This window comes from Caldicellulosiruptor sp. F32 (assembly GCF_000404025.1).
In the GTDB taxonomy this organism is placed as follows: Bacteria; Bacillota; Thermoanaerobacteria; order Caldicellulosiruptorales; family Caldicellulosiruptoraceae; genus Caldicellulosiruptor; species Caldicellulosiruptor saccharolyticus.
In genome coordinates this window covers 141,196-165,218 of sequence record NZ_APGP01000030.1, presented here as the reverse complement: position 1 = coordinate 165,218, position 24,023 = coordinate 141,196, and the positions used below count along the sequence as shown (strand labels likewise).

Annotated in this window: 27 protein-coding genes and 2 pseudogenes; 27 read left to right on the top strand and 2 right to left on the bottom strand. The window is 33.5% G+C overall.

Going from position 1 to position 24,023, the window contains the following annotated elements; all coding sequences use genetic code 11:
* Positions 1 to 122: 122 nt before the first annotated feature.
* The 4 genes from H964_RS03190 to H964_RS12795 are packed head-to-tail and all read left to right on the top strand — an operon-like array spanning position 123 to position 2,698.
* Positions 123 to 740, top strand: a complete 618-nt coding sequence (locus H964_RS03190) for a hypothetical protein (RefSeq protein WP_011917685.1) — start codon at positions 123 to 125, stop codon at positions 738 to 740.
* A 56-nt stretch (positions 741 to 796) separates the two neighbouring features.
* Positions 797 to 1,201 (top strand): Ig-like domain-containing protein, encoded by a 405-nt coding sequence (locus H964_RS03185; protein ID WP_011917684.1) that lies wholly within the window; start codon positions 797 to 799, stop codon positions 1,199 to 1,201.
* Positions 1,202 to 1,221: 20 nt separating this feature from the next.
* Positions 1,222 to 2,544, top strand: coding sequence for a choice-of-anchor L domain-containing protein (locus tag H964_RS03180; protein ID WP_039764515.1), 1,323 nt, complete (start codon positions 1,222 to 1,224; stop codon positions 2,542 to 2,544).
* Entirely contained in the window at positions 2,531 to 2,698 is a 168-nt protein-coding gene (locus H964_RS12795; protein WP_237738177.1) for a hypothetical protein, read from the top strand. Before H964_RS03180 ends, H964_RS12795 begins: the two co-directional genes overlap by 14 nt.
* Positions 2,699 to 3,068: 370 nt before the next feature.
* Here H964_RS12795 and H964_RS13480 read toward each other — a convergent pair.
* Positions 3,069 to 3,890: pseudogene (locus H964_RS13480) on the bottom strand (transposase); the annotation flags it as partial.
* A gap of 321 nt (positions 3,891 to 4,211) precedes the next feature.
* On the opposite strand from H964_RS13480, the gene H964_RS03165 reads away from it, so the two are divergent.
* From H964_RS03165 to H964_RS03145, 5 genes are read left to right on the top strand one after another with little or no spacing between them, the layout of a single operon-like run.
* A complete protein-coding gene (locus tag H964_RS03165; RefSeq protein ID WP_039764513.1) occupies positions 4,212 to 5,327 on the top strand; it encodes a tripartite tricarboxylate transporter TctB family protein in 1,116 nt (371 codons plus the stop codon).
* 8 nt (positions 5,328 to 5,335) lie between these two features.
* Positions 5,336 to 5,698 carry a GntR family transcriptional regulator gene (locus H964_RS03160; RefSeq protein WP_039764512.1) on the top strand — a complete coding sequence of 121 codons (363 nt, stop codon included), beginning with the start codon at positions 5,336 to 5,338 and terminating at the stop codon, positions 5,696 to 5,698.
* On the top strand, positions 5,685 to 6,308 hold the full coding sequence (locus H964_RS03155; protein WP_039764511.1) for a hypothetical protein: 624 nt from the start codon (positions 5,685 to 5,687) through the stop codon (positions 6,306 to 6,308). The genes H964_RS03160 and H964_RS03155 overlap by 14 nt, the downstream gene beginning before the upstream one ends.
* 4 nt (positions 6,309 to 6,312) lie before the next feature.
* A complete protein-coding gene (locus H964_RS03150) occupies positions 6,313 to 7,407 on the top strand; it encodes an alpha/beta hydrolase (protein WP_039764510.1) in 1,095 nt (364 codons plus the stop codon).
* 37 nt (positions 7,408 to 7,444) lie between these two features.
* The gene (locus H964_RS03145; RefSeq protein ID WP_039764507.1) at positions 7,445 to 8,299 is read left to right on the top strand and encodes an ABC transporter ATP-binding protein; all 855 of its coding nucleotides are present in this window, start codon (positions 7,445 to 7,447) and stop codon (positions 8,297 to 8,299) included.
* Between the two features lie 197 nt (positions 8,300 to 8,496).
* On the opposite strand, the gene H964_RS03140 is transcribed toward H964_RS03145, so the two are convergent.
* Entirely contained in the window at positions 8,497 to 9,234 is a 738-nt protein-coding gene (locus tag H964_RS03140; protein WP_039764505.1) for a hypothetical protein, read from the bottom strand.
* A 227-nt stretch (positions 9,235 to 9,461) separates the two neighbouring features.
* Here H964_RS03140 and ylxM point away from each other — a divergent pair, with 227 nt between their 5' ends.
* The 18 genes and pseudogenes from ylxM to folD all read left to right on the top strand — a co-directional run bounded on the left by ylxM (position 9,462) and on the right by folD (position 24,000).
* The gene (gene ylxM / locus H964_RS03135; protein ID WP_011917672.1) at positions 9,462 to 9,812 is read left to right on the top strand and encodes a YlxM family DNA-binding protein; all 351 of its coding nucleotides are present in this window, start codon (positions 9,462 to 9,464) and stop codon (positions 9,810 to 9,812) included.
* Positions 9,805 to 11,136 (top strand): signal recognition particle protein, encoded by a 1,332-nt coding sequence (ffh, locus tag H964_RS03130; protein ID WP_039764501.1) that lies wholly within the window; start codon positions 9,805 to 9,807, stop codon positions 11,134 to 11,136. Before ylxM ends, ffh begins: the two co-directional genes overlap by 8 nt.
* 36 nt (positions 11,137 to 11,172) lie before the next feature.
* Positions 11,173 to 11,418 (top strand): 30S ribosomal protein S16, encoded by a 246-nt coding sequence (gene rpsP / locus H964_RS03125; RefSeq protein ID WP_011917670.1) that lies wholly within the window; start codon positions 11,173 to 11,175, stop codon positions 11,416 to 11,418.
* A 28-nt stretch (positions 11,419 to 11,446) separates the two neighbouring features.
* A complete protein-coding gene (locus tag H964_RS03120; RefSeq protein ID WP_011917669.1) occupies positions 11,447 to 11,680 on the top strand; it encodes a KH domain-containing protein in 234 nt (77 codons plus the stop codon).
* A gap of 50 nt (positions 11,681 to 11,730) precedes the next feature.
* Entirely contained in the window at positions 11,731 to 12,240 is a 510-nt protein-coding gene (rimM, locus tag H964_RS03115; protein ID WP_011917668.1) for a ribosome maturation factor RimM, read from the top strand.
* A gap of 2 nt (positions 12,241 to 12,242) precedes the next feature.
* Positions 12,243 to 12,981: pseudogene (gene trmD, locus H964_RS03110) on the top strand (tRNA (guanosine(37)-N1)-methyltransferase TrmD).
* 107 nt (positions 12,982 to 13,088) lie between these two features.
* Positions 13,089 to 13,475, top strand: a complete 387-nt coding sequence (gene rplS, locus H964_RS03105; RefSeq protein WP_039764499.1) for a 50S ribosomal protein L19 — start codon at positions 13,089 to 13,091, stop codon at positions 13,473 to 13,475.
* A 55-nt stretch (positions 13,476 to 13,530) separates the two neighbouring features.
* Positions 13,531 to 14,382, top strand: coding sequence for a ribosome biogenesis GTPase YlqF (ylqF, locus tag H964_RS03100; protein WP_039764496.1), 852 nt, complete (start codon positions 13,531 to 13,533; stop codon positions 14,380 to 14,382).
* Positions 14,363 to 14,980, top strand: coding sequence for a ribonuclease HII (locus tag H964_RS03095; RefSeq protein ID WP_039764494.1), 618 nt, complete (start codon positions 14,363 to 14,365; stop codon positions 14,978 to 14,980). The genes ylqF and H964_RS03095 overlap by 20 nt, the downstream gene beginning before the upstream one ends.
* A gap of 6 nt (positions 14,981 to 14,986) precedes the next feature.
* A complete protein-coding gene (locus tag H964_RS03090; RefSeq protein ID WP_039764492.1) occupies positions 14,987 to 16,414 on the top strand; it encodes a hypothetical protein in 1,428 nt (475 codons plus the stop codon).
* 4 nt (positions 16,415 to 16,418) lie between these two features.
* Positions 16,419 to 16,703, top strand: coding sequence for an EscU/YscU/HrcU family type III secretion system export apparatus switch protein (locus H964_RS03085; protein ID WP_039764490.1), 285 nt, complete (start codon positions 16,419 to 16,421; stop codon positions 16,701 to 16,703).
* Positions 16,700 to 17,056 (top strand): YraN family protein, encoded by a 357-nt coding sequence (locus H964_RS03080; RefSeq protein WP_039764488.1) that lies wholly within the window; start codon positions 16,700 to 16,702, stop codon positions 17,054 to 17,056. The genes H964_RS03085 and H964_RS03080 overlap by 4 nt, the downstream gene beginning before the upstream one ends.
* A gap of 84 nt (positions 17,057 to 17,140) precedes the next feature.
* On the top strand, positions 17,141 to 17,290 hold the full coding sequence (locus H964_RS12330) for a hypothetical protein (protein ID WP_156823657.1): 150 nt from the start codon (positions 17,141 to 17,143) through the stop codon (positions 17,288 to 17,290).
* Between the two features lie 256 nt (positions 17,291 to 17,546).
* The gene (gene dpsA / locus H964_RS03075; protein WP_039764487.1) at positions 17,547 to 18,440 is read left to right on the top strand and encodes a dipicolinate synthase subunit DpsA; all 894 of its coding nucleotides are present in this window, start codon (positions 17,547 to 17,549) and stop codon (positions 18,438 to 18,440) included.
* Positions 18,430 to 19,020 carry a dipicolinate synthase subunit B gene (locus tag H964_RS03070; protein ID WP_039764486.1) on the top strand — a complete coding sequence of 197 codons (591 nt, stop codon included), beginning with the start codon at positions 18,430 to 18,432 and terminating at the stop codon, positions 19,018 to 19,020. Before dpsA ends, H964_RS03070 begins: the two co-directional genes overlap by 11 nt.
* Positions 19,021 to 19,129: 109 nt before the next feature.
* On the top strand, positions 19,130 to 21,307 hold the full coding sequence (locus tag H964_RS03065) for an FtsK/SpoIIIE family DNA translocase (protein ID WP_039764485.1): 2,178 nt from the start codon (positions 19,130 to 19,132) through the stop codon (positions 21,305 to 21,307).
* A 7-nt stretch (positions 21,308 to 21,314) separates the two neighbouring features.
* Positions 21,315 to 23,189 carry a YgiQ family radical SAM protein gene (locus tag H964_RS03060; protein WP_039764484.1) on the top strand — a complete coding sequence of 625 codons (1,875 nt, stop codon included), beginning with the start codon at positions 21,315 to 21,317 and terminating at the stop codon, positions 23,187 to 23,189.
* On the top strand, positions 23,131 to 24,000 hold the full coding sequence (folD, locus tag H964_RS03055) for a bifunctional methylenetetrahydrofolate dehydrogenase/methenyltetrahydrofolate cyclohydrolase FolD (protein ID WP_039764483.1): 870 nt from the start codon (positions 23,131 to 23,133) through the stop codon (positions 23,998 to 24,000). The genes H964_RS03060 and folD overlap by 59 nt, the downstream gene beginning before the upstream one ends.
* Positions 24,001 to 24,023: the final 23 nt, after the last annotated feature.

Below are 24,023 nucleotides of genomic sequence, written 5' to 3'. Positions count from 1 at the left end.
TTACTACAACTATGAGGAGGGTGACCAGACTTTTTTGAATCTTTCTAAAGCTTGATAACGCTCATATTGAGCGTTCTGCAAAAGGCTAAATTAAATTTTAAAATTTGGAGGAGGAAAGTGTAATGAATGCAAGAAATAAGAAGTTTTTAAGTATGATTTTAGCAATGTTTTTGGTACTCCAATTTTTACCGTTCAATATGTTTGCTGCTGATGGAGAAGTTCAGATGTCTGGACGGGAAGCTGTTGATTATGCTTTGTTTTCTGCAAGTCGAGAGAGCGCATTATTACTGAATGGTTCAAGAATCAGCATAAAGGGTGATGTGCATACTAATGCGGACTTTGTGTATCAAGGTTCAGAGCTTGTTATTGACGGTGTATGTGAAGCTTCAGGTAAAGTGAGTGCAAAGAATGCAAAAGCTTTAATAACCAAAGAAATTGAATGTGCACCCATTATTGATATGTCAGATTATACTACTGAGATTAAAACAATAGCAAGTGAAAATACTGAGGTATTTGAAGCTGACCTGAAATATCATGGGAACAGTATAGTATTCGAGAAATCTATCGTTGCTAATGGGAGTATTTTTGTAAATGGTTCGAAATTTACAACTAATGACTATATAATAGCAACGAAAGATATTTCAATTAATGTGGTGAAAAGTGAAATTGGCTTTAAAGATGGGAGTGTTATTTGTTCTGAAACAGGTAATATTACATTTAATGGTTCTGGGTTAATATAAAGGGTATCATTTATGCGCCCAAAGGAACTGTTACTATTTATTCGGGAATATTTACTTTGAAAGGGAAGATACTGGGAAATAAAATAATTTTTAGAGGAAGTACTTTAAATGTACAGAGTAGCAAAGAGGATATAGATTTAATTTACAGAGAAACAGATATAATTTTTGATCAAATTCGAAATGAATATGAATGCAATATTGAACATAAAATATCATTTACGATAGTGGACAAGTTTGGCAAACCAGTACCGAATGTTATCTGTTCAATAAGTGTTACAGGCAATGCAACTGCACCAAGTTCTGTTACGACCAATAGTGATGGAAGAGCAACTATTGTTATTTCGGATAGTATGAATGAATCAATTACGCTAACAATAAGATTAATGGTAGTTTTGAAAATGACCTTATTGGGTGGCAAACGGACGGAGATGGGAGAGCAACAACTGGGCTTGGCTTTGTAAAGCCGACAGATGGAAGCAAGATGGGGATTATTTCAACAGGTTTAGGCTATACGTTAGAACATGGTGAGCTAAAGCAAAGAATATTTATACCTGAATATGCCAACAAGTTAATATTTGATTGGAATGTTTTATCAGAAGAATTTTTAGAATGGATAGGTTCACGCTACAATGATCCATTTGTTGTAACAATAACCTTAGAGGGTGAAAATGGGCAGGAGGTTAAGATTTTAGATTTGGACATAAATAAAATAGCTTCAATGTTTAATGCGACAGAAACTAACGGTGGGAATTTAATAAATGTTTCACCTGAGATAGTGTTTGATAAAGGCGATGTATGGATGACAGACTGGCAGACCACAGAATTTGATGTAACACCATTCAGAGGGCAGAATGCAGTTTTGAAATTTAGCGTTAAAGATGTGGTTGATACCATATATACGACAGCTGTGTTGATAGATAATATTAGATTTGATGTAAATTACGGATATTCAGGGCGACCAGTAGAAGTTGATCCACTGATGTTTAGCAAAGATTTTAGCAGGGGTATTTTTAATAACACAAAGGGAATAAGTTATATATTTTATGATCCAAAAAACTTTAAATCACAAGCAGAGTTTGCGAGAAAATGGGTTAGATTTAAAAATGGATACAAGAGTATAGAACAGGTTAAAGCCATCCAAGTAGAAACAGAGGAAGTATTTGGTAAAGAATGGAATAATATGAAAGATGATGGGATTGACGATGTAATTTTGTTTTTTCACGGTAAGTATTATGCTATAATGATAAATAATGATAGAGACATTGATGGTGATAAAAAAACAGATAAAGAAAACCTAACAGTCAATCCAGATGGGAAGACACTACACGATGATTCAGCAACTGAAATAAGGAAATTAAAGGAAAAGAAAATAAAGGAACTAGTATTGCTAAGTTGTAATAATGGTCTGCTTGATGCTATAGACACTAAAGCAACAATAAGTGAAAAAGATAAAAAATTAGTTACCCTTGGTAACGTGGCACAGGCATTTTTAGAAACGCAGGATGTTGAGAAAGTAGAGGGGTTTGATGGCTCATTGAGTTTTTTCGGGGGCACATGTTTTCCAAGAATTGCTTTAGACCAGAGTTCTTTTTACGAACAGCTTGAGCAATTAGAGAATTATAAAAGGCACAAAAATTTTCCAAGGCCGGTTGGACTTTCGTATAATCCTTTCGGAATAAAAGTATTACCTGTTGGGAAGGTCATATATTTTAAAGATAGAAATGGAAAGACGAAATGTTCATATAAGTGTGATAAATTTTTAGTAGAGATAGAGGTGATAGGTAATTATGATGGAAAAGAGTGAAAGCAAAAAAGGGATGGGTTGTTGGGCAATATTAACAATCAGTGTAGGTATGTTTATTTTTTGGTGGTATATATATCCTATTATACCTTTTGAAGTTAAAACTTATTATGTTGGTTGGATAGAGAGTGACAAAGAAATAGAAAAAATTATTTAGCGAGACAGTTTTGTAGAATATGAGGTTAATATGTTGTTAGTGTTAGGGTATGATAAAAATAAAAGCTATCGTGTCCAGAAACTATTAGAAAAACTGAGAAAGGTGGATAGTAATAAATATAAATTGTTAGTAGTCTATGGTTCACGAATTAAAAGAATTAAGAAATCAATGGACAATATTTGTACTTTTGATGTGTTAGAATTTGAAAGAAATATACCTGAAAACAAAATTCATTATTACTTAATAGACAGAAGAATCCCTGCAATAAGTCCTGAATTTTGGGGGATAAGAATAATTGATTATAGTACCAAAATTAGTTTGTTAAATGTTATTGTACAAAATGTTGTAGATATTTATTATGGACAATCAATTAGGTTGTTGAATAATAAATATTACCAACAATACATAAAATAAACAAAAGTTTTTGATTCCATTCATAAGTAAAAGAAAACTTCTTACCTTCTAATTTTCTAAAAAGTTGCTCAAATAGAAAAGTAATTAATATCCAATCAATAAATCTTTTATGATTTCTAAATTCCTTGAGCCTCACATTCTCAGGATTATATTCTCCTTTTAATTTGCTAAATAGTCTTTCAATCTTTGTTCTCTGCTTGTATAGCTTTTTACCCTCTTCAGTTTCTAAAAATCTTATGTTCTTGCTTCTAAAACTATTGCTAACATTGTTTTTATTTTTCATGTTTCTTTTATTTATCCCAGCAACAAATTTAACTTTAAGCTTATTTGCTATATTAAATCAGCTGCTACAATCGTATCCCGCATCTGCTAAAACAATCTCACAGCTCAAGCCCCATGCCCTATACAAAAGCTCTTTTTGTCTTGAGTCATGTTCGTTTGCTGTTGCTAAAATTCAGAAAAGTGGTATTACTTCTTCTTTACCTGCACACAAAAGATGTAATTTGTATCCCCTGAAAAATCCTATTGTAATATGTATACCTATTTTTGCTTCTAAATCATTTTTGGCACTTCTCAGCGACGGCGAGTCAACTTTTGCTATACTCATATCAGGTTTTATTTCAGCTATTACTATGTCCTTTATATCTTGCATGTATTCTTTCTATATTGTTCTTGACAACTTTGCAAAATATGAATAGTTTGGACTTTCTTCCATACCTATTGCTCTTTTAAACTCTGTGTCTTGGTTTATTCGATATTTTAATTCTCTGAAATTTTTCCCCCTTGTGTTTTGTTGTGATTTTCTCTTAAATTAAAATTATAACACAAGAGGGGTATTTTCTTTTGTTGCTACGTTTACTATAACATGGTTATTTCTTTTATTCAACAACCTCAGGATAGAAATAATTTCATATAATACATTATATCATAATTACATTTATTAGAAATATTAGTTTAGAATTCCGTTTATCCATATCAAAAGTACTCGGAATATATAATTTAAAAATTTTAAAAATCATCGAAAAATACAATTGACAGAATCAAATTTTAGTGTTATATAATTATATAACACTATAAAAATCAAACAGGAGGGTAGGTTATGCATTACAATCAAAATATTTTAGGACTTGTTAGTTTGCTGGTGGTCATCTTTTTCATTGCACTTGGACTTTTCTATCTTGTATCCAAAGATGGCTCTAACATATTTCAGATTAAAAAATTTCACACAAGCCAAACAATGAGACTTGTTTTATCACTGCTTTCAATTTTATTTGCATGGATTTTTCCATGGACTGCATTAAAGGTTTTGTTTGTACTAAGTTGCATTTTGTTTTTATTTAGTATTTTTCCAATAAAGAAAACCTCTTTTGGAATGGTTATTGCTGTAGCCTTAGTCACATTGGTTATTGTTGGTTTAATTATATCTCAACTTCACTACTATTCTTCTGATAAGCAAGATTATAAGTTTTCTGGGTTATCAAAAAGTATTTCACAAATAATTTCTGATGTGATTACCAGCAGCGACTTTATTGAGGTTTATCATTCAATTACTTATTCTCCAGACCAGGATATGTCAATTAAGAATTTTGATGAAATTGTAATTACCTGTTCAGGCGGAATAGATTTAGAACTCATTGATGATGAAGATACCATCTATTTTCCTTCAGTGCTCAAAACAAATGTTTCAGGAAAAACTTTGAAAGTCTTTGACAGAAATAAAGAATTTAATACAACATATGAAATAAGACTTGGTACAAAATCTTTGAGAAATGTAAAAATTTCCTGTAGAGGGCTAAAAACAAGAGGTGATGGGAAGTTCAAAAATCTAACAGTAAATTCAACTGGCAGCTTTATTCAAGGGCAGATTGAAGCAACAGATGATATTTCTTTAGACTGTGCAGGGCTTGAGCTGAGAGCTGATTTTAAGGGGAAGCATTTGAAGGTTAATTCTTCTGGGGCAAATATAAATTCACAGTTGATATTTGATAAAATTGAGATTGATTCAACAGGATTGAATATCAGGGCAAAAGCAAGGTTTGAGGATTTTGATATTAATGCAACAGGATTGAATGGATCAATTAATATTTTAAATAGCGAAAATGAAAAGGGCATTTTGAACATTGAAGCAACAGGTGGTATTGTAAAAATCAATAACCTTTACAGTGCACCTGTTACAACCAAAACTTCAGGTTATGTAAAACTTATAAGAGAGTGATGATTAAAATGCTGAGAAAAGTTGATAAACACAGCGGTGTGCCTGCATACGTGCAGATTGTCAACATGATTAAATCAGAGATAATACTTGGAAATCTTCAGCAAGGTTTACAGCTTCCAACTGTAAGAGAACTTCAGGCAATTTTTGATGTGAATATAAACACTGTCTTAAAAGCACTTGAAAAACTAAAAGCTGAAGGTTTTATTGAAGCAGAACAGGGGATTGGGTATTTTGTGAAGAAGGATATTGATGTTGATAAAAAGATAATAGAGATAATAAAAGGGTGTGTTAGGGAACTTAGAAGTCATCAAATAGATTTTTACACAGCCATGATTTTATTTGAGGAGGTGTGGAAAAATGAAGAGGTTTGAATTTTCAAGAATTTTAAATTTTAACATCGAAGAAAGTCTAACAAAAATGGATATTTACATTGGAAAAGAACTAAAAGAAAAAACAGGTCAAATACTATTTTTCACGCTAATATTGTTTATACCGAGTTTTACCATAAGAGTTATTGGCATAATACTTCTATGTTCTGCAATGCTTGTAAATGATATTAAGAATAAAAATGTTGAGCTTTTGTATTTTTTGCCGTTCTCAAAAAGAGAGCTTTTCCTATATAATCTAATGTTTTTAGTTCTTATAATTTCAATAACATCGGCAGCTGATAAAATATACTATAACCTGACCATTTTAGAAGGGTTATTGGTTATTTTAAAAACAATCATTGCGCTTTTAGCAATTTACGGGATAAGTATGTTATTCACGACATTAGGACATGATGGTTTTATTTGGAGTATTGTAATAACAATTGCAGATGCTTTGCTGGGAGATTTAGGCTCAACTAATCTGAATGTAGCTGATTTTAATCCATATAGTTTAATAAGCTTTACAAAGCAGGGAAGCATGATTTTAGCCTTTTTGTATGCTGCTCTGATTTGCTTTTTAGCATACATTGCATATGTCAAAAAGGAGGGATAGAAAGATGAATTTAATAGCAAAGACTCAAAAAAATAAAAACAAGATTATAGCTGCAATACTTTTTATTATCTTAATAAGTTTTTCAATTTGTTTACTAATTACCACTGTTTTATATAGTCAAGCTTTTAAGAGATGTACCTCCAAAGATGATAAAGTGTATTCTCTTGTGAAAAAGTATCCTGATTTAATTTACAAAAGAGTACAATTCAAATCAAATGCAGGACAAGTGTTAAGAGGTTATATTTATTATAAGAAAAATAATATCGAAGCTAAAAAAGGTTTAATTGTTGTATCACACGGATTTGGCGGAACCCATATCAATTATTTAGATGAAATAAATTATTTTACGGACAAAGGATATTACGTTCTTGGATTCGATAATACTGGATGTGGTGAAAGTGAAAGGGATTCAATGATTGGGCTTCCACAAGCTGTTGCTGATCTTGATTATGCGTTACGTTTTATTGAAAAGAATAATGAATTTAAAAACATGCCCATATTGCTTTTTGGACATAGTTGGGGTGGTTATGCTGTTTGTGCTGTTTTATCCTATTCTCATAAAATTGCAGGTGTTGTTTCGTGTGCTGGTTTCAATTCCCCGGATGAAATGATAAAAACAACTGCAATGGACTCTTATGGAAGATGGGGGAAAGTTATTTTGCCTTATTTAAGTTTGCTTGAAAAAATAAAGTTTGGCAAATTAGCAAACGTATCTGCAATAGATGGGATAAAGAAAAGTTCAGTACCTGTGTTGGTCATACATAGTAAGGATGATGATACAGTGAAATTGGAAAATAGTATTTTTGAGGCGTGCAAACATTTAAATAAAACTAATGTTAGTTTAAAACTATTTGATAATAAAGGACATGATATTTTTTTATCAGACAATGCCTTGAAATATATTCGACAAAAAAGAAATGAATTTAAAGAGTTAACAAGTAAGTATGGCAGCTACAAAAAAATTCCTAAAAAAATACTTAAGGACTTTCAAGCTAGTATAAACCGCAAATTAATGTCTGAGATTGATCAAGACATGATGGAGCAAATAGTTGAATTTTTTGATAATGCAATAGAATTACAAAAAAATAGAAGTATGTAGCGAGGTCTTAATAAAAGAGAAGGCGGTGAGTACTGAGATGGTAGTATTAGAAGTCAAAAATTTGAGCAAAAGAATAAGCGGGAAACAGATTTTAGCCGACGTGAATTTTTCAGTTCAAAAAGGTGAGATATTGGCTCTTGTTGGACCAAATGGGGCTGGTAAGACGACAACTCTAAAGTGTATAATAAATGCAGCTTCCAGAGATACCGGAGAAGTTTTGATTTTTGGCAAGCCTTTTGAGCCTTCTTTAAAGAAGAACATAGCATTTGTTTCTGAGCACAGAAAAGTTTTTTCAAGGTTGACATTAGGTGATTACTATAAAATGTATCAAGCCTTGTATCCAAATTGGGATGATTTATTTTTCAAAAATTTTCTTTCGCGCTATGGGTTTAGCTTAAATCAAGAACTTTCTAAATTTTCAATGGGTCAAAGAACGCTTATACTTGTTATCTTGGCGTTGGCAACAAATGCAGAGCTGGTGCTTTTAGATGAACCTACTCAAAACCTTGACCCAACTGTAAGATTTGAGTTGATACAACTTATAAAACAATATGTTCAAGAGAAAAATATAGCAGTTATTGTGTCTTCACACGAGATTTTTGAACTTGAAGAGTATGCAACAAATATTGCGATAATCAAAAATGGCAGAATTTTGTACTGCGATTCAATTGATGATGCTAAACAAAAACACAGAATAGTCTCTTCAATGGCAAACTTGAAGGATGCAGAAGTTATAGGTTTGCTTGACGGTGAGGTTTTAGTAAGAACTGAGAAGGATATGGGAGAATATCCCCGATTAAATCAAATTATAATTGGATATTTAAGAGGAACGGAAGGTATGCAGGAAATTAAAAGTGGTTACTACCAAACAACAGATTTAAATTCTGTATAATATACCTTAAAATAACTGAAAATGTTCGGCTCACTTTGCTCTTGTATCTTAGGATAAAGTTACAAAGATTGTTCATAGCCATTAAAAAATTTCTGCCAATATTCCTTGTATTCTCTTCCAATTCTTACTAATATAAAATTGTGTTTTTAAGGCTAACAAAAAGGTGGGAAGTTTTAACTTCCCACCTTTTAGATATTTTATTTTTCTGAAGAGCTTTTAGTTTGCGATTCAGATTCTGCTTCGTAGTACTTCTCCCATACCTCTTTTGGGACATCATCATACATAGGAACATTTTCAAGTTTATCTATTCTTTTGAACTCTTCTGATAATTGATCTAAGGTTATATTAAAATATTTCTTCTTATATCTTTCATCATACCACCAACAAGCAGGATATACGGTATTGTTGCTGTTCACTTTGAATATAAACCTATTGGGACAATTTACATACCAGGTATTAGGCCTTGTGTTTTTTCCTTTTGTCAAAACAAATACGAATTTTTCACCAGGATTCATTGCAAAAAGATCAGAGTGATTTTGCGGATCAAAGACTACAAAGCCTACATCGATTTGTTTTTCATCTAATTTGCCTTTGAGAACCTTTTCAACTTCAACTGTAACATAAAGTCTTGGCAGGGTCTTAACAAAAGGTATGCCTGCTGCTTTCGCAACTCCATATTCATTTGTACCAGGTTGTGCAGTTATTGTTTCTTCTACTTGTTCTTTTTTAATAACTTTTCCAACGATAATAAGCTCTGAATATTTTGCGCAAAATTCAAAATTAAGAAATCTTACAGAAGACATAGGATCAATATAAATTTTAGGTTTCTCATATTGAATTGTTGTGTGTGTATTTTTAAATCTGATAAGCATGTAAGGCAGCATAATTAACAAAAAAACAAAAAGAATTGAAATGCTTATTTTAATTCTTTTCATCTACTATTGCCTCTAATAGCAAAGATTTTACACAAATTATAATTTATAAATAGCAAAATAAGAAAATCATGTCAAGCTTTATTTTAAATAATAATATAATTTATAAAAAAATTTTCTACAAACTCTTGACACTATCTAATCACAAAAAATTTTTGACAAAAGAGCAGAAGTTTATTATCATATAATAGTGTCAAGTTTTTAAGCTTTACAGAGAGATGAAATTAAAAATGCAGCAAGAAAATAAGGTATATTTGAGCCTTCTTTACGATTTTTATAAGGACTTTTTGACCGAAAGACAAAAAAAGATTATAGAGCTGTATGTAAATGAAGATTTAACCTTGGGAGAGATATCAAAAGAACTTGGCATATCACGGCAGGGTGTTTTTGATGCATTTAGAAAAGCAGAAATAGCCTTGAAAAGGTATGAGGCAAAGCTGAAACTGGCAGACAAGTACTATAAGAACAGGAGCATAATTGAAGAGGTCCTACAGAAACTAAGGAGAATATACGAGAGATATAAAGATGAAGAGATTATGAGCATAATAAATAGTATTCAGGAGTGGCAAGAAAATGTTTAGTAGTCTTTCTGAAAAACTGCAGGATGTATTTAAAAAGCTGAGGGGCAAGGGCAAGCTTACAGAAAAAGATATCAAAGAGGCAATGAAAGAGGTAAAGCTTGCTCTTTTAGAAGCAGATGTAAATTATAAGGTTGTAAAGGATTTTATAAACAATGTTACGCAAAAGGCTATTGGGAAAGAGGTTTTAGAAAGCCTTACTCCTGCCCAACAGGTAATAAAGATTGTGTATGATGAGATGGTAAGCCTTTTAGGAGGAAATGACACAAAACTTACATTTTCTCCGAGCGGTTTTTCAATCTATATGATGGTAGGGTTGCAAGGTTCAGGTAAGACTACAACTGCAGGAAAGCTTGCAGCGCTTTTAAAAAAGCAAGGGAAAAAACCACTTCTCATCGCGTGTGACATATATCGACCAGCAGCCATTAAGCAATTAGAAGTGGTGGCAGAAAAAGTAGGAGTCAGCTGTTACGCAGATTATGATAAAAAAGATGCTGTAAAAATCGCTGTTGAGGGCGTGAACTTTGCAAAGTCAAACAGATTTGATATTGCAATTGTAGACACAGCAGGAAGGCTTCACATAAATGAAGAGCTTATGAACGAACTTGTTGCAATTAAGAGTGCTATAAAACCCACAGAGATTTTGCTTGTATTAGATGCTATGACTGGACAGGATGCCGTAAATGTTGCTGAGGCATTTAATAATCAACTTGGTATTGATGGTATAATTATGACAAAGCTTGATGGTGATACAAGGGGTGGAGCTGCTCTTTCTGTCAAGGCTATAACAGGAAAGCCTATAAAGTTTGCCGGTGTTGGTGAGAAGATGGAAGATTTAGAGGCTTTTCATCCTGACAGGATGGCTTCCCGAATACTTGGAATGGGAGATATTTTGACATTAATTGAAAAAGCTCAGGAAGCAATTGACCAGAAAAAGGCTGAGGAGCTTGAGAAAAAGCTCAGAAGCATGCAGTTTACTCTTGAAGATTTTTTAGACCAGTTAAAGCAAATAAAGAAGATGGGACCTTTATCTCAGATTATTTCCATGATACCCGGCATTAAATTGAAAGGCGATGTGGATTTTGATGCTGGTGAGAAGGAACTTAAGAAGATAGAAGCAATTATAAATTCCATGACAAAAGAAGAGCGACAGGACCCAAGCATTATTAATTCCAGCAGAAAAAGAAGAATTGCGATGGGGTCAGGTACCACTGTGCAGGATGTGAACAGGCTTTTAAAACAGTTTGAAGACATGAAAAGGATGATGAAGCAGTTTTCAAATCCCAGCTTTGCTAAGAAAGGAAAATTTAAATTTCCTTTCATGTAATATATAAAAAACTTTTGAATAGGGGAGGTGATATGTGTGGCAGTAAGAATTAGACTTAAGAGAATGGGTGCAAAAAACAATCCATTTTATAGAATTGTTGTTGCAGACTCAAGAAGTCCAAGAGACGGGAAGACTATTGATGAAATAGGATATTATAATCCTCTCAAAAACCCTGCTGATATCAAAGTTGATGTTGAAAAAGCAAAAAAGTGGCTTTCAAATGGTGCTCAGCCAACAGACACTGTAAAAATTTTGCTTAAAAAAGTTGGGGTAATTGAATAAACCATTTTATGAGGAGGGAGAACTTGACATGCTAAAAGATTTAGTTGAGGTCATAGCAAAATCTTTAGTTGACAACCCAGACCAAGTAAAGGTTAGTGAAATCCATGGTGAGCAATCTGTAATAATAGAATTAAAAGTTGCTCCTGAAGATATGGGCAAGGTAATTGGTAAGCAAGGTAGAATTGCAAGAGCTATAAGGACAGTTGTCAGAGCTGCAGCAAGCAAGGACAACAAAAGAGTCATTGTTGAGATTTTACAATAAAAGAGTTAGGCGTAGTTTTGCCTAACTCTTTTTTAAAAAGGTGAGAAAAGATGTATAAGTACCTCCAAGTCGGCAAAATTGTGAACACCTTTGGTCTCAAAGGTGAAGTGAAAGTAATACCTCTTACAGACAGTCCTGACAGATTTTCTGAGCTTAATTATGTTCTTTTGGAAGACAATCTTTCTCAAAAGCTTACAATCGAAAGGTACAGGGTAAAGGATAATATTGTAATAATGAAATTTAGAGAAATCTCAAGCATAGATGAAGCGCTAAAACTAAAAAATCGTTTTTTAGTGATAGAAAGAGAAAGGGCTAAAAAACTTCCAGAAGATACCTATTTTATATGCGACATAATTGGGCTTGAGGTTTATGATTTAGATGGGAGAAAGCTTGGCAAGGTGAAAGACGTCTTGCAGACGGGAAGCAATGATGTGTATATCTGCCAAAGCTATATAGGCAAGAAAGATTTGTTAATCCCAGCTTTAAAAGATATTGTTAAAGAAGTGAATATCGAACAAGGGTATATGAAAATAAAGGTTATTGAAGGGTTGTTAGATTAAAGATGGTATTTAAGGTTTTGACTCTGTTTCCAGAAGTGATTTTGCAAGCAACAAACTTTAGCATTTTGAAAAGGGCACAACAGAAGGGGCTTAATAAAGATTGAGGCAATAAATATAAGGGATTATACCAAAGATAAACACAAAAGGACAGATGATTATCCTTATGGCGGCGGGTTTGGAATGGTTATGACTGCCCAGCCGATAGTTGACGCATATGAGAGTATAAAGTCCTCTAAACCTCACAGAGTAATTTATCTCACACCTCAAGGTAAAAAGTATACGCAGGATATTGCCAAGGAATTTTCAAAAGAAGAGGAGCTTGTCATCATTTGTGGACATTATGAGGGGATAGACCAAAGGGTTATTGATTTGATTGTGACAGATGAAATTTCGATAGGAGATTATGTTTTAAGCGGAGGAGAGTATGCAGCCCTTGTTTTAATTGATTCTATATCAAGACTTGTTGAAGGTGTTATTGAAAAGAAATCAGTAGAAGAAGAAAGTTTCTCTGAATGTCTTTTGGAATACCCACATTACACAAGACCATATGAATTCAGAGGGCTTAAAGTTCCTGAGGTTCTTCTCTCAGGGAATCATGAAAAAATAAAAAAGTGGCGTAGGTATCAAAGCCTTTTAAAGACAATTAAATCAAGGCCAGATCTTATAAATGCTGCTAATTTAACAAAGGAGGATATAGAATTTTTAATAAAATATTGTGAGAGTCAAAAAATTGTGTTATAATTACACATGTTCATTTTGAAGCTTTTTTCTTTAAATTTAATGATCCACTGCAATTGAATATTCTCAAATTGCATGAACATCTATACAGGAAGGAGGGAAATAAAAAGATGGATATCATTAGAGAAATTGAAAGCGAAATGCTAAGAAAGGATATTCCTGATTTCAAACCAGGTGATACAGTAAGAGTTCATTTTAAGGTTATTGAAGGTGGAAGAGAAAGAATACAAGCTTTTGAAGGGCTTGTTATAAAAAGAAGAGGTAAGGGACTTTCAGAGACATTCACAGTTAGAAGAATCTCTTACGGTGTTGGGGTGGAAAGAGTATTTCCTCTTCACTCACCAAGGATTGAAAAGATTGAAGTTGTAAGAAGAGGTAAGGTAAGAAGAGCAAAACTTTACTATATCAGAGAGAAGATTGGTAAGGCCGCAAAGATAAAAGAGCTTATTGAAGCGCCTCAAAAAGAGGATAATACCCAAGAAGAGACTAATGCTTAAAATTTAAGCTTAGTCTCTTTTTTATATTTTTTAGGGAAAAAGGAGGCTTTATAGTTTGATTGTTCAATGGTACCCGGGGCATATGCAGAAGGCAAAGAGAGAAATTTCTGAGCTTAACAAGTACGTAGATTTGTATCTCATCTTGCTTGATGCAAGAGCACCTTTAAGTTCCCGAAATGAGCAGTTAGAATCACTTATAAAAGACAAACCCAAGATTTTTCTTTTAAACAAAGCTGATTTAGCTGATGAGAAGAAAAATAATCAATTTTTGAAGTATTTTGAATCAATCAACCAAAGAGCACTTTGTGTTGATTGTTTAAAAGGTACAAACGTAAAGAATATATTCAAAATTGCCGAAAATTTATTAAAAGATAAAATTGAAGAGGCAAGGCAAAAAGGAAAAAGAAGAAAAATAATAAGATTTGGTGTTCTTGGAATTCCGAATGTTGGAAAATCTACACTTATAAATAAAATAACAAATTCCTCTAAGGCAAAAACTGGAGACAAGCCGGGGGTTACAAAGTCTAAGCAGTGGATAAAGATAAATGATTATTTTGAGATGTTGGACACGCCTGGTATCTTGGTGCCAAAGATTGAAGATGATTTGGTTGCTATAAAGCTTTGTGCTATAGGAAGTATCAAGGATGAGCTATATGATAAGGAACTTGTCGCAAAAAAAACTATAGAGATTATCAAAAAAGATTACTGCGAGCTTTTGAATAAAAAATACTCTCTTGACTTTTTGAATATGTCTGAAGATGAGTACCTTATTGAGATTGGTAAGAAAAGAGGCTGCGTTTTGAAAGAAGGCAAGATTGACACCTTAAAAGCTGCTAATTTGTTTTTAGAAGATTTGAGGAAGGCTAAAATTGGGAGGATTACGCTTGATGAAATTGGGGATAGATGAAAATTATTTTGAACTTGAAGAGAGCTTGCTAAAAGAAGGATATAGATTCATCTGTGGAGTTGATGAGGCAGGAAGAGGTCCATTGGCAGGACCTGTTTTTGCTGCTGCTGTCATAATGGATAGAAAGAGAATAATTGAAGGTGTGAGAGATTCAAAAAAGCTTACTCCCCAAAAAAGAGAGAAACTTTTTGAAGAAATTTTGAAAGAGAGTATCACATATTCGGTGGCGATGGTTGACAACAAAACAATTGATGAGATAAATATAAACAACGCTACATTTTTAGCAATGAAAAATGCAATAGAAGCTTTGGAGCTTGTCCCTGACATGGTTTTGGTTGATGGTTATGAGATTCCTGACTTAAATCTTCCTCAAAAAGCGTTGATAAAAGGAGATAGAAGGTCATATTCTATTGCATGTGCTTCTATTTTGGCAAAGGTTTCAAGAGACAGGTTTATTACTCAAATTTCTTCTTTATATCCTGTTTACAAGTTTGAAAAGCACAAAGGATATGGCACAAAAGAGCATATACGGCTAATCTTAGAATATGGTCCATGTGAAATTCACAGGAAATCCTTCTTGAAAAATATTCTCAGGTGATTAAAAATGAATGAGATAAATAACTATATAACACTTTATAGGCAAAATCTTATAAATGAAATATTGAATCTTATTGACAATTCCAATCAACAGATAACTGGTGAGATTATAAAAGTAAATGGTGACAATTTAATTCTTAATATAAACTCTCAAACCATTGTGGCAAAAAACCTCTCTTCATTTTCTTTCAAAGAGGGTGATAAAGTTTGGTTGAGCAGTCCTAAGTACCAAGATGGTAAATTGACTTTTAAGATTGTCGAATTGTTACCCAAAAATACCAAAACCAACTCAGATGTAAGCTCGAATGACAATTTAAGTAATATTACGTTTGCAAAATCTCAAAATTCAGATGTTGAAAGAGATATTTCGAATAAAATAGAGAATTTGATTAGATTTACAAAACCAGAAAGCTTTCTTTTTATTAAAGAAGATAAAATTCCAAGCTCTCTTTTAGAATTTGCCAAGAGAAACAAAGTATTTTTAGGGACTATTACAATAGAAAAAGAAGGTGAATCGGAAAAGCTAATTATAAAAGTTGGTGAGAAGACATTTGAAATAGAGAATGAGTTGAATACATTTTATCTACAAGGGAAAATAAAGGAAGGTAAAATTTTTAGTGGTGATAACAATCTTTTTCTGTTCGTATTTGATAAGGAAAAAGGGCTTATTTTGATTCCTAAAGAGACGGTCGTAAACAAGGAGTTTAAAGACATTATTTTGTCCATTTTTTCAAATAACCGAATCGAGCCAAAAGAAGAAAAGGATTTTTTGGCTATTCTGAGTTTGATACTTGCAAAAAGGCCAATTACAAAAGATGAGTTTATGATGGAAAGAGCCCAGCTTAACAAATTTTTGGACAGCCTAAATAAGGTATTTGCCAACAAGCATCAAGGTCAGGATTTGGATAAAGAAAATTTGATTATAAACACAAAAGAAGGCTTTTTTATATTCAAACTTCTAAGTAGAGATGATAAAGCGTTTGAGCAAAAGGTAGTTCAGATATTGAATGACTTGAGATTTAATCAGAAAGAAAATGTCCAGTTTGACTTTGGTAGCTTTTATTTAAACATTTTTAATTTCAAGCTAAACATAAATGAAAAGCCTTTTGAACTTCAATTTTTTGTTAATAGGAAAAAGGGTATTAATATGAAAGTGAACTCAGTAATGATAAGAATAAACACACAAACTTTGGGCTGTATAGGTGTTTATGTAAAAAAGATTTCACAAAATACCTTTAAAGCAATGATTGCCTCAGATAGGCTCTTTACTTTAAAATTAATTGAAAGCAAAGCAAATGAACTCATCTCTGCTTTGAAAGAAAGAGGGTATAAGCTCGAAATTGACTATAAAATGGAAGATACTTCAACAACAAATGTAATATTAGATTTTTTGATGTGTGAAGCTCCTATTCAAAAAATTGATATGAAGGTGTAAAATAATGAAAGAAAAGAAAAAAAAGAAAGCAGTTGCTATAAAGTATGATATCAAGGAAATAGCGCCTAAAGTCATAGCAAAAGGTCAAGGACTTGTTGCAGAAAGGATTTTAGAGAAGGCAAAAGAGAAAAACATTCCTATTTACCATGACCAATATGTAGCAGAGAGGTTATTCAATTTAGAACTGCAGCAATATATTCCTGAAGACCTTTATGAAGTAGTAGCACAAATCTTAGTCTTTATTGGATATTTAGACAAAATAACTCAAAATGGAGATAAAAACCCATGAACAAAAGAGAACTGGGGAATAGTGGTGAGGAAAAGGCAGTAGAGTTTTTGAAGAAAATGGGCTATGAAATTTTACATAGGAATTTTCGGTGCAAGCTTGGAGAGGTTGACATTATAGCAAAAGAAGGGAATACCATTGTTTTTGTTGAAGTAAAGACAAGAAGGAGTCTTAAATTTGGCTATCCTTCTGAAGCTATTACTATGACAAAACAAAGACATTTAAAAAGAGTTGCTGAGTATTTTGTTCAAAGGCAAAAAGCAAAAAATTGTATGTATAGATTTGATGTTGTTGAAGTGTATATGAATGCCAAAAATGAAGTATTAGATATAAATTTAATTAAAAATGCTTTTTAAAAAATACTAAAAAAAGCAGATATTAGCAGTTGTCAAAGTTGTAGCTATTGTCACCAACATTGAGTTTGTCGGCAAGAAGATGATATGAAAAAACTATATGATACATTACATCAGGCAGGTGGTATTGTGGATTACGTTTCAGCTCAGACCAAATTGGTCTTAGACAGGCTTTTTGCTCTAATGAAGATTAGCGAGGGATGTCAAGGGTATTATTGTAAGAAATGGGTTAAATGAATTAGAAGCTGTGAAAAAAGAAAAGAGGTTTTGGAAAGGACATTTGAGCTTGGCAAGGAGATTGTAAAAAGGTAAGTGAAGAAAGATTACAATACAAAAATAAAGTTGTTGTGTTAAATGCCTCCAGTATAACTTTTGTTAATGGAAGTGGTTATGCTGGAGGCTTTTTATTTTTAATTATTTAGACAAGCACCATTTTTTATCAAGAGACATAGATTATATTAGCTTTGTTGGAAAGTTAAGAGGGAAAATAGGAATGAAAAAACATATAGGATTTGTGGGTGGTGATCAGAGAATTTTAAATGTGGCTGAAAATCTAATTGAGAAGGGCTTTGATATTTGGGTGTGTGCAATCGACCAAGAGCAAGAAAGTCAGACACCAAAATTCAATATTGCAAGGAATTTGGAAGAAATTGTAGAGAATTCAGATGTAATAGTTGGACCTATTCCGTTTTCACAGGATGGAAAATATATATTTTCGCCTCTTTCAGAAAGACTATTAGAAATAGAAGAACTTGTTGAGAATCTGTGCAAAAAGGGTATTCCACTCATTGCAAGTGTAATACCAGAGAATACAAAACGATTTTGTGAACTAAAAAAGGTGAAATATTACGATTTATATGAAAAAGAGGAACTGGCAATTCTAAATGCTATTCCCACAGCTGAGGGTGCTATTGGTATTGCTATCGAAAAAATGCCAATAGCTCTTCATTCTTCAAATGTTTTGATATTAGGATACGGAAGAATAGGCAAGATACTCTCAAAGATATTAAAAGCTTTTGAGTGTAGTCTGTTTGTAGCTGCCAGAAAAATTTCAGATTTAACATGGTGCAAGGCATTAGGCTATGTACCTGTTGAATTATCAGAGTTAAAGGAATATGTTGCTAAAATGGATTTGATTGTAAATACCATTCCGGCAAAGGTAATTGACAAAGAAGTTATAGATAATATAAGAAAAGATACTCTTGTCATTGACCTTGCTTCAAAACCAGGTGGTGTTGACTTTGAATATGCAAAACAAAAGGGAATAGAGGCTGTTCATGCGCTTTCTCTTCCTGGCAAAGTTGCACCAAAAACTGCTGCCCAGTATATAGTTGAGGTTCTTTTAAATTTGTTAGATGAATTGGAGGGAGAGAAAATTGAGTCTTAACAATGTCAAGATTGGATTTGCTCTTACAGGGTCGTTTTGTACATTTGATAAAATAATACCTATTATAGGAAAACTCAAAGAACAAGGAGCTTTTATAACTCCAATCTTTAGTGAGAAAGTACAGACAACTGATACTCGGTACGGGAAGGCTTCAGAGATTATGGGCAAAATAATAAGTATTTGTGGAAACAAGCCAATAACCAGTATTGTCGAAGCAGAGCCAGTTGGACCTAAGGATCTTTTTGACATATTGGTGATTGCCCCTGCAACTGGTAATTTCATTGCAAAACTTGCAAATGGTATTATTGATGAGACAACTGTTATGTGTGCAAAAGCGCAACTTAGAAATCAAAAACCTGTAGTGATTGCAATATCTACAAATGATGCACTTGGGCTAAATTGCAAAAACCTTGCAACTCTTATAAATAGCAAAAATATATATTTTGTGCCTTTTAGGCAAGATGACCCAATTTCAAAGCCAAATTCGCTTGTTGCTGAGTATGACCTTTTAATACCGACGATAGTTCAAGCACTTTCTGGAAAGCAAATTCAACCTCTTTTGCTTGGTTCAAATGTTTAAAAGGTGTAAAGAACCCCTTGTCAATTTTAGGGGTTTTATTTTTTTGGAAAAGGGCTATAATATACTTAGAAAATTATGAGGATTATTCAAAAGGTGAAGTGAGTTTTTGATGAGAGCAAAGACAGTGGAGAAAAAAAAGAGATATAGAATAAAAAAAGAGGTTTTTGATAGATTGAATGCTGAGATTTTCGGCACCTTTTTATTTTTTATTTTTGTCTTTTGCACATTTTCAATTTTTACAGATAAAGTAGGGATAATTGGTGAGTTCATCAAAAAGATACTTCTTGGGTGTTTTGGAATAGGAGTCTTTATAATACTTGGATTTTTACTTTATGTTTCTCTTGATTCTATTCTTAGAAGACCTAAAGTTTTTTCAAAAACTGATGTCACAATTTTTACTTACATAATCCTTGCGTTTATATTAGGGACAACCTTTTTACAAGCGTCACTATATTCAATGTCTAATTCTTTTGTAAAGGTTTTAAAAGACTCTTATTTTAAAGGCTTAGAATTTAAGGGGTTTGGAGTTTTTGGAAGCGTACTTACATACCCTTTTATTACCTTATTTGGTTATACCGGTACGCTTATAGTGTGCATCTCAATATTAGTAATCCTGAGTATGGTTGTTTTTAGTTTTTCAATAAGAAAGTTTATAAAATACCAAAAAGCAAAGAATGAGCATATTAATAACCAAGATAAGAAAAGTGAAAAAAATACCAAGCAAAAAATGGAGAGCTTTTATAATTATCAAGAGGATGTAGGAATCCAAGAAAAAAAAACTGAGGAGATAGTTGTTAACCTGCCAAAGTCAAGAAATAGAACAAAATCTGTGGATAAAAAAGAAGAGAGACTAGAAAATGGAGAGTATTTATATCCGCCACTTGAATACTTAAAAAAGCCAAGTGAGAGTATTTCTGTCTCTAAAAAGGATATAAACGAGAACATTAGAAAACTCGAAGAAACGTTAAAGAATTTCGGTATAGAGGCCAAAGTTACTGAGGTAAATGTAGGACCTACTGTAACACGATATGAAATTCAGCCTGGCCAAGGTGTGAAAGTAAGCAGAATTGTCAGTCTTTCAGATGATATAGCCTTGGCTTTGGCAGCGCCCTCTGTGAGGATTGAAGCCCCTATTCCTAATAAGTCTGCAATTGGAATAGAAATTCCAAACAAAGAACCACAACCTGTTTTAATCCGAGAGCTATTAGAAGACCAGCTATTTTATACACAGGCTACGAAGATTCCTTTTGCAATAGGGAAAGATGTTGCAGGTGCACCTATTATAGGAGATATAACCAAAATGCCTCATCTTTTAATTGCTGGGGCAACTGGTTCTGGAAAAAGTGTGTGTATAAACTCGCTCATTATAAGCATCTTATATAGGTGCAGACCTGATGAGGTGAAACTCATTTTAATTGACCCGAAAGTTGTGGAATTGAGCCTTTATAATGGAATACCGCACCTTTTGATACCTGTTGTAACAGATGCGAAAAAAGCGGCAAATGCACTTTCGTGGGCTGTGTCTGAGATGACAAATAGATACAAGCTCTTTGCCCAAGCAGGAGTAAGAGATATTTCAGGTTACAATAAATGGTGCGAGGAAAATGGTCAGGAAAAGCTCCCCTTTGTTGTGATTGTGATTGATGAGCTTGCTGACCTTATGATGGTATCTCCAGCTGAAGTTGAAGATGCAATTTGCAGGCTTGCACAGATGGCAAGAGCAGCTGGAATGCATCTAGTTGTGGCAACCCAAAGGCCATCTGTTGATGTTATAACAGGACTTATAAAAGCGAACATACCGTCAAGAATTGCGTTTGCTGTCTCATCACAGGTTGATTCACGGACTATATTGGACCAATCAGGTGCAGAAAAGCTCTTGGGAAGAGGGGATATGCTCTATCTTCCAATGGGTTTAGCAAAACCAATAAGAGTTCAAGGTGCGTATGTCTCTGAATCTGAGGTTGAGAAAGTTGTTGAGTTTTTAAAACAGAATTTTAAAATTGAGTACAACCAAGAGGTAATCGATGAGATAAACAATAAGATTTCAAGTATTAAAGAACAAGAGACAGATGAACTTTTGATAAAAGCTATACAGATTGTTGTTGAGTCACAAAATGCTTCAACTTCATTTTTGCAGCGAAAACTTAGAATTGGGTATTCACGGGCTGCACGCCTTCTTGACCAAATGGAAGAAAGAGGAATTGTGAGCAGAATGGATAGCGGTGGAAAGCGTCAAGTTTTAATCACAAAAGAGCAGTTTGACGAGATGCTTATGAATATGGAGTGATGGTATTGTGGCTTTCTTGCCAATCTGCAAAGAGGACATGAAAAGACGCGGCTGGGATGAGCTTGACTTTGTGTTTGTATGTGGTGATGCGTATGTAGACCATCCTTCTTTTGGACATGCTATAATCTCAAGAATAATTGAGGATTTTGGATTCAGAATAGGAATTGTCCCTCAACCAGATTGGAAAGATTCGAAGAGTATTACAGTGTTAGGAAGACCACGTATTGCCTTTTTGGTATCAAGTGGAAACCTTGATTCAATGGTTGCACATTATACATCATTCAAAAAGCCGCGAAGTCAGGATTATTCCTCACCTGGGATGAAGATGGGTTTGCGTCCTAACAGGGCTACAATTGTGTATTGTAATCTCATAAGAAAGGAATATGGTGATATTCCCATTATAATTGGAGGAATCGAGGCATCACTCAGAAGGTTTGCTCACTATGATTACTGGTCTGATAAGGTAAGAGCATCTATCTTAATTGACAGTGCAGCTGACCTTCTGATATTTGGCATGGGGGAAAAACCGTTATTTGAAATTTTACCAAGGCTAAAAAAAGGCGAGGATTTAAGACAAATTAAAGATGTGCCAGGAACGTGTTATGTTGCAAAAGACCTTTCTCATCTTGAAGGAAAGGATTATATAGTTATTGACAGCTATGAAAAGGTAAAAGAAGACAAGGTGGCATATGCAGAAGCATTTGCTACTCAGTACAGAGAACAGAATCCTTTTACCGGTAGGATAATTGTGCAGCCTCACAAAAACCTGTATCTTGTTCAAAATCCACCTGCAAAGCCTCTTACAACAGAAGAAATGGACTATGTGTATTCTTTGCCATATGAACGTAATTACCATCCAATCTACGAAAAAGATGGCGGAATTAAAGCTCTTGAAGAGGTAAAATTTAGTATTGTTTCTCACAGAGGATGTTTTGGTGGATGTAATTTCTGTGCTCTGCATTTTCACCAAGGAAGAATAATTCAAAAGAGAAGTGAAAAGTCAATCTTAGAAGAAGTAAAAAAGCTCACCAAGCTTCCTGATTTTAAGGGGTATATTCACGATGTAGGTGGACCAACTGCAAACTTTAGGAATCCTGCTTGCAGTCTTCAGCTTGAAAGAGGTGCTTGCAAAAATAGAGGGTGTTTATTTCCGACACCTTGTAAAAATTTGATTGTGGACCATAGGGAGTACTTTGAACTGCTTGAGAAGATAAGAAAAATAAAAGGTGTAAAGAAAGTGTTCATTCGTTCGGGAATAAGGTATGATTATCTTTTACTTGACAAGAATTATGAAAAATATCTTGAAGAGCTATGTCGCTATTATGTTTCTGGCCAGTTAAAAATTGCACCTGAACATATTTGCAATAATGTGTTAAAATATATGGGTAAACCATCAAAAGAAGTTTATGAGAGGTTTGTAGAAGAATATTTTAAAACTAACAAGAAACTTAAAAAGAAACAGTTCATAATTCCCTATTTGATGTCAGGGCATCCAGGGTGTACATTAAACGATGCAATTGAACTTGCTCTTTACTTGAAGAAAAATGGTTTTATTCCTGAGCAAGTTCAGGACTTTTATCCAACACCGGGGACTGTTTCAACTACTATGTATTATACTGGTTTAAATCCTTTTACGTTAGAGAAGGTGTATGTACCAAAAACTTTGAAAGAAAAAATGATGCAAAGGGCCTTGCTTCATTTTCATAATCCTAAGAATTACGACCTTGTGTATGAAGCATTAAAACTTGCAAAAAGAGAAGATTTGATTGGCTATGGGAAAAACTGCCTAATTGCTCCAAAAAAACAAGACGGGGGTAAGAGAAGTGTCAGCAAAGATAATCGACGGCAAAAAGATAGCACAGAGAATAAAAGAGGAGGTTAAAAGTGAGATAGAGAAGTTAAAAGAAAAGGGAATAGAGTCAACATTGGCTGTTGTAATTGTCGGCAGTGATCCGGCTTCACGAAGTTATGTCAATTCAAAAAAAAGAACATGTTCAGAGCTTGGAATAAATTCGATAGAGTATGCGTTAGATAACACTACAACTCAAGAGCAACTTGAAGACCTCATTGAAAAGCTAAATCAAGATCCAAAGATTAACGGTATTTTAGTGCAACTTCCATTACCAAAGGGCTTGGATGAGTCAAGAGTTTGTAAAAAGATTTTGCCTCAAAAGGATGTTGATGGTTTTCATCCTATGAATGTCGGAATGGTTACAACAGGTATAGATTTTGAATTTGCAATAAAACCATGTACACCATTTGGGATAATAGAGCTTTTGAAACAGGAGAATATAGAAATCAAAGGAAAACATGCAGTTGTGATAGGACGTAGCAATATAGTAGGAAAGCCTTTGGCTCTCTTATTTTTGAGGGAAAATGCTACTGTCACAATATGTCACTCTTACACAAAGGATTTAAAAGATATATGCAAGACTGCAGATATACTGGTTGCGGCAGTGGGCAAGCCAAAATTTGTAACTGCTGATATGGTAAAAGAGGGGGCTGTTGTAATTGATGTTGGAATAAACAGGGATGAGACCACAAAAAAGATAGTAGGTGATGTAGATTTTGAAACTGTCAGAAAGGTTGCATCTTACATAACACCAGTACCAGGCGGTGTTGGACCAATGACAGTTGCAATGCTTATGAAAAATACACTTTTTGCAACACTGCTTCAAAACGGGCTTGTGTAGAAGATAGTAAAAAATGGAGGAGT

Excerpts from the sequence above, each read along its gene's own strand:
- H964_RS12330 (WP_156823657.1), top strand. The coding sequence starts at position 17,141 with ATGAAAAAACTATATGATACATTACATCAGGCAGGTGGTATTGTGGAT.
- H964_RS03065 (WP_039764485.1), top strand. The coding sequence starts at position 19,130 with ATGAGAGCAAAGACAGTGGAGAAAAAAAAGAGATATAGAATAAAAAAA.
- H964_RS03155 (WP_039764511.1), top strand. The coding sequence starts at position 5,685 with ATGAAGAGGTTTGAATTTTCAAGAATTTTAAATTTTAACATCGAAGAA.
- rplS (WP_039764499.1), top strand. The coding sequence starts at position 13,089 with ATGGATATCATTAGAGAAATTGAAAGCGAAATGCTAAGAAAGGATATT.
- H964_RS03180 (WP_039764515.1), top strand. The coding sequence starts at position 1,222 with ATGGGGATTATTTCAACAGGTTTAGGCTATACGTTAGAACATGGTGAG.
- ffh (WP_039764501.1), top strand. The coding sequence starts at position 9,805 with ATGTTTAGTAGTCTTTCTGAAAAACTGCAGGATGTATTTAAAAAGCTG.
- H964_RS03165 (WP_039764513.1), top strand. The coding sequence starts at position 4,212 with ATGCATTACAATCAAAATATTTTAGGACTTGTTAGTTTGCTGGTGGTC.
- H964_RS03120 (WP_011917669.1), top strand. The coding sequence starts at position 11,447 with ATGCTAAAAGATTTAGTTGAGGTCATAGCAAAATCTTTAGTTGACAAC.
- dpsA (WP_039764487.1), top strand. The coding sequence starts at position 17,547 with ATGAAAAAACATATAGGATTTGTGGGTGGTGATCAGAGAATTTTAAAT.
- rimM (WP_011917668.1), top strand. The coding sequence starts at position 11,731 with ATGTATAAGTACCTCCAAGTCGGCAAAATTGTGAACACCTTTGGTCTC.
- H964_RS03140 (WP_039764505.1), bottom strand. The coding sequence starts at position 9,234 with ATGAAAAGAATTAAAATAAGCATTTCAATTCTTTTTGTTTTTTTGTTA.
- H964_RS12795 (WP_237738177.1), top strand. The coding sequence starts at position 2,531 with ATGGAAAAGAGTGAAAGCAAAAAAGGGATGGGTTGTTGGGCAATATTA.
- H964_RS03085 (WP_039764490.1), top strand. The coding sequence starts at position 16,419 with ATGAAAGAAAAGAAAAAAAAGAAAGCAGTTGCTATAAAGTATGATATC.
- H964_RS03080 (WP_039764488.1), top strand. The coding sequence starts at position 16,700 with ATGAACAAAAGAGAACTGGGGAATAGTGGTGAGGAAAAGGCAGTAGAG.
- H964_RS03090 (WP_039764492.1), top strand. The coding sequence starts at position 14,987 with ATGAATGAGATAAATAACTATATAACACTTTATAGGCAAAATCTTATA.
- H964_RS03145 (WP_039764507.1), top strand. The coding sequence starts at position 7,445 with ATGGTAGTATTAGAAGTCAAAAATTTGAGCAAAAGAATAAGCGGGAAA.
- H964_RS03150 (WP_039764510.1), top strand. The coding sequence starts at position 6,313 with ATGAATTTAATAGCAAAGACTCAAAAAAATAAAAACAAGATTATAGCT.
- H964_RS03095 (WP_039764494.1), top strand. The coding sequence starts at position 14,363 with ATGAAATTGGGGATAGATGAAAATTATTTTGAACTTGAAGAGAGCTTG.
- H964_RS03190 (WP_011917685.1), top strand. The coding sequence starts at position 123 with ATGAATGCAAGAAATAAGAAGTTTTTAAGTATGATTTTAGCAATGTTT.
- ylxM (WP_011917672.1), top strand. The coding sequence starts at position 9,462 with ATGCAGCAAGAAAATAAGGTATATTTGAGCCTTCTTTACGATTTTTAT.
- H964_RS03160 (WP_039764512.1), top strand. The coding sequence starts at position 5,336 with ATGCTGAGAAAAGTTGATAAACACAGCGGTGTGCCTGCATACGTGCAG.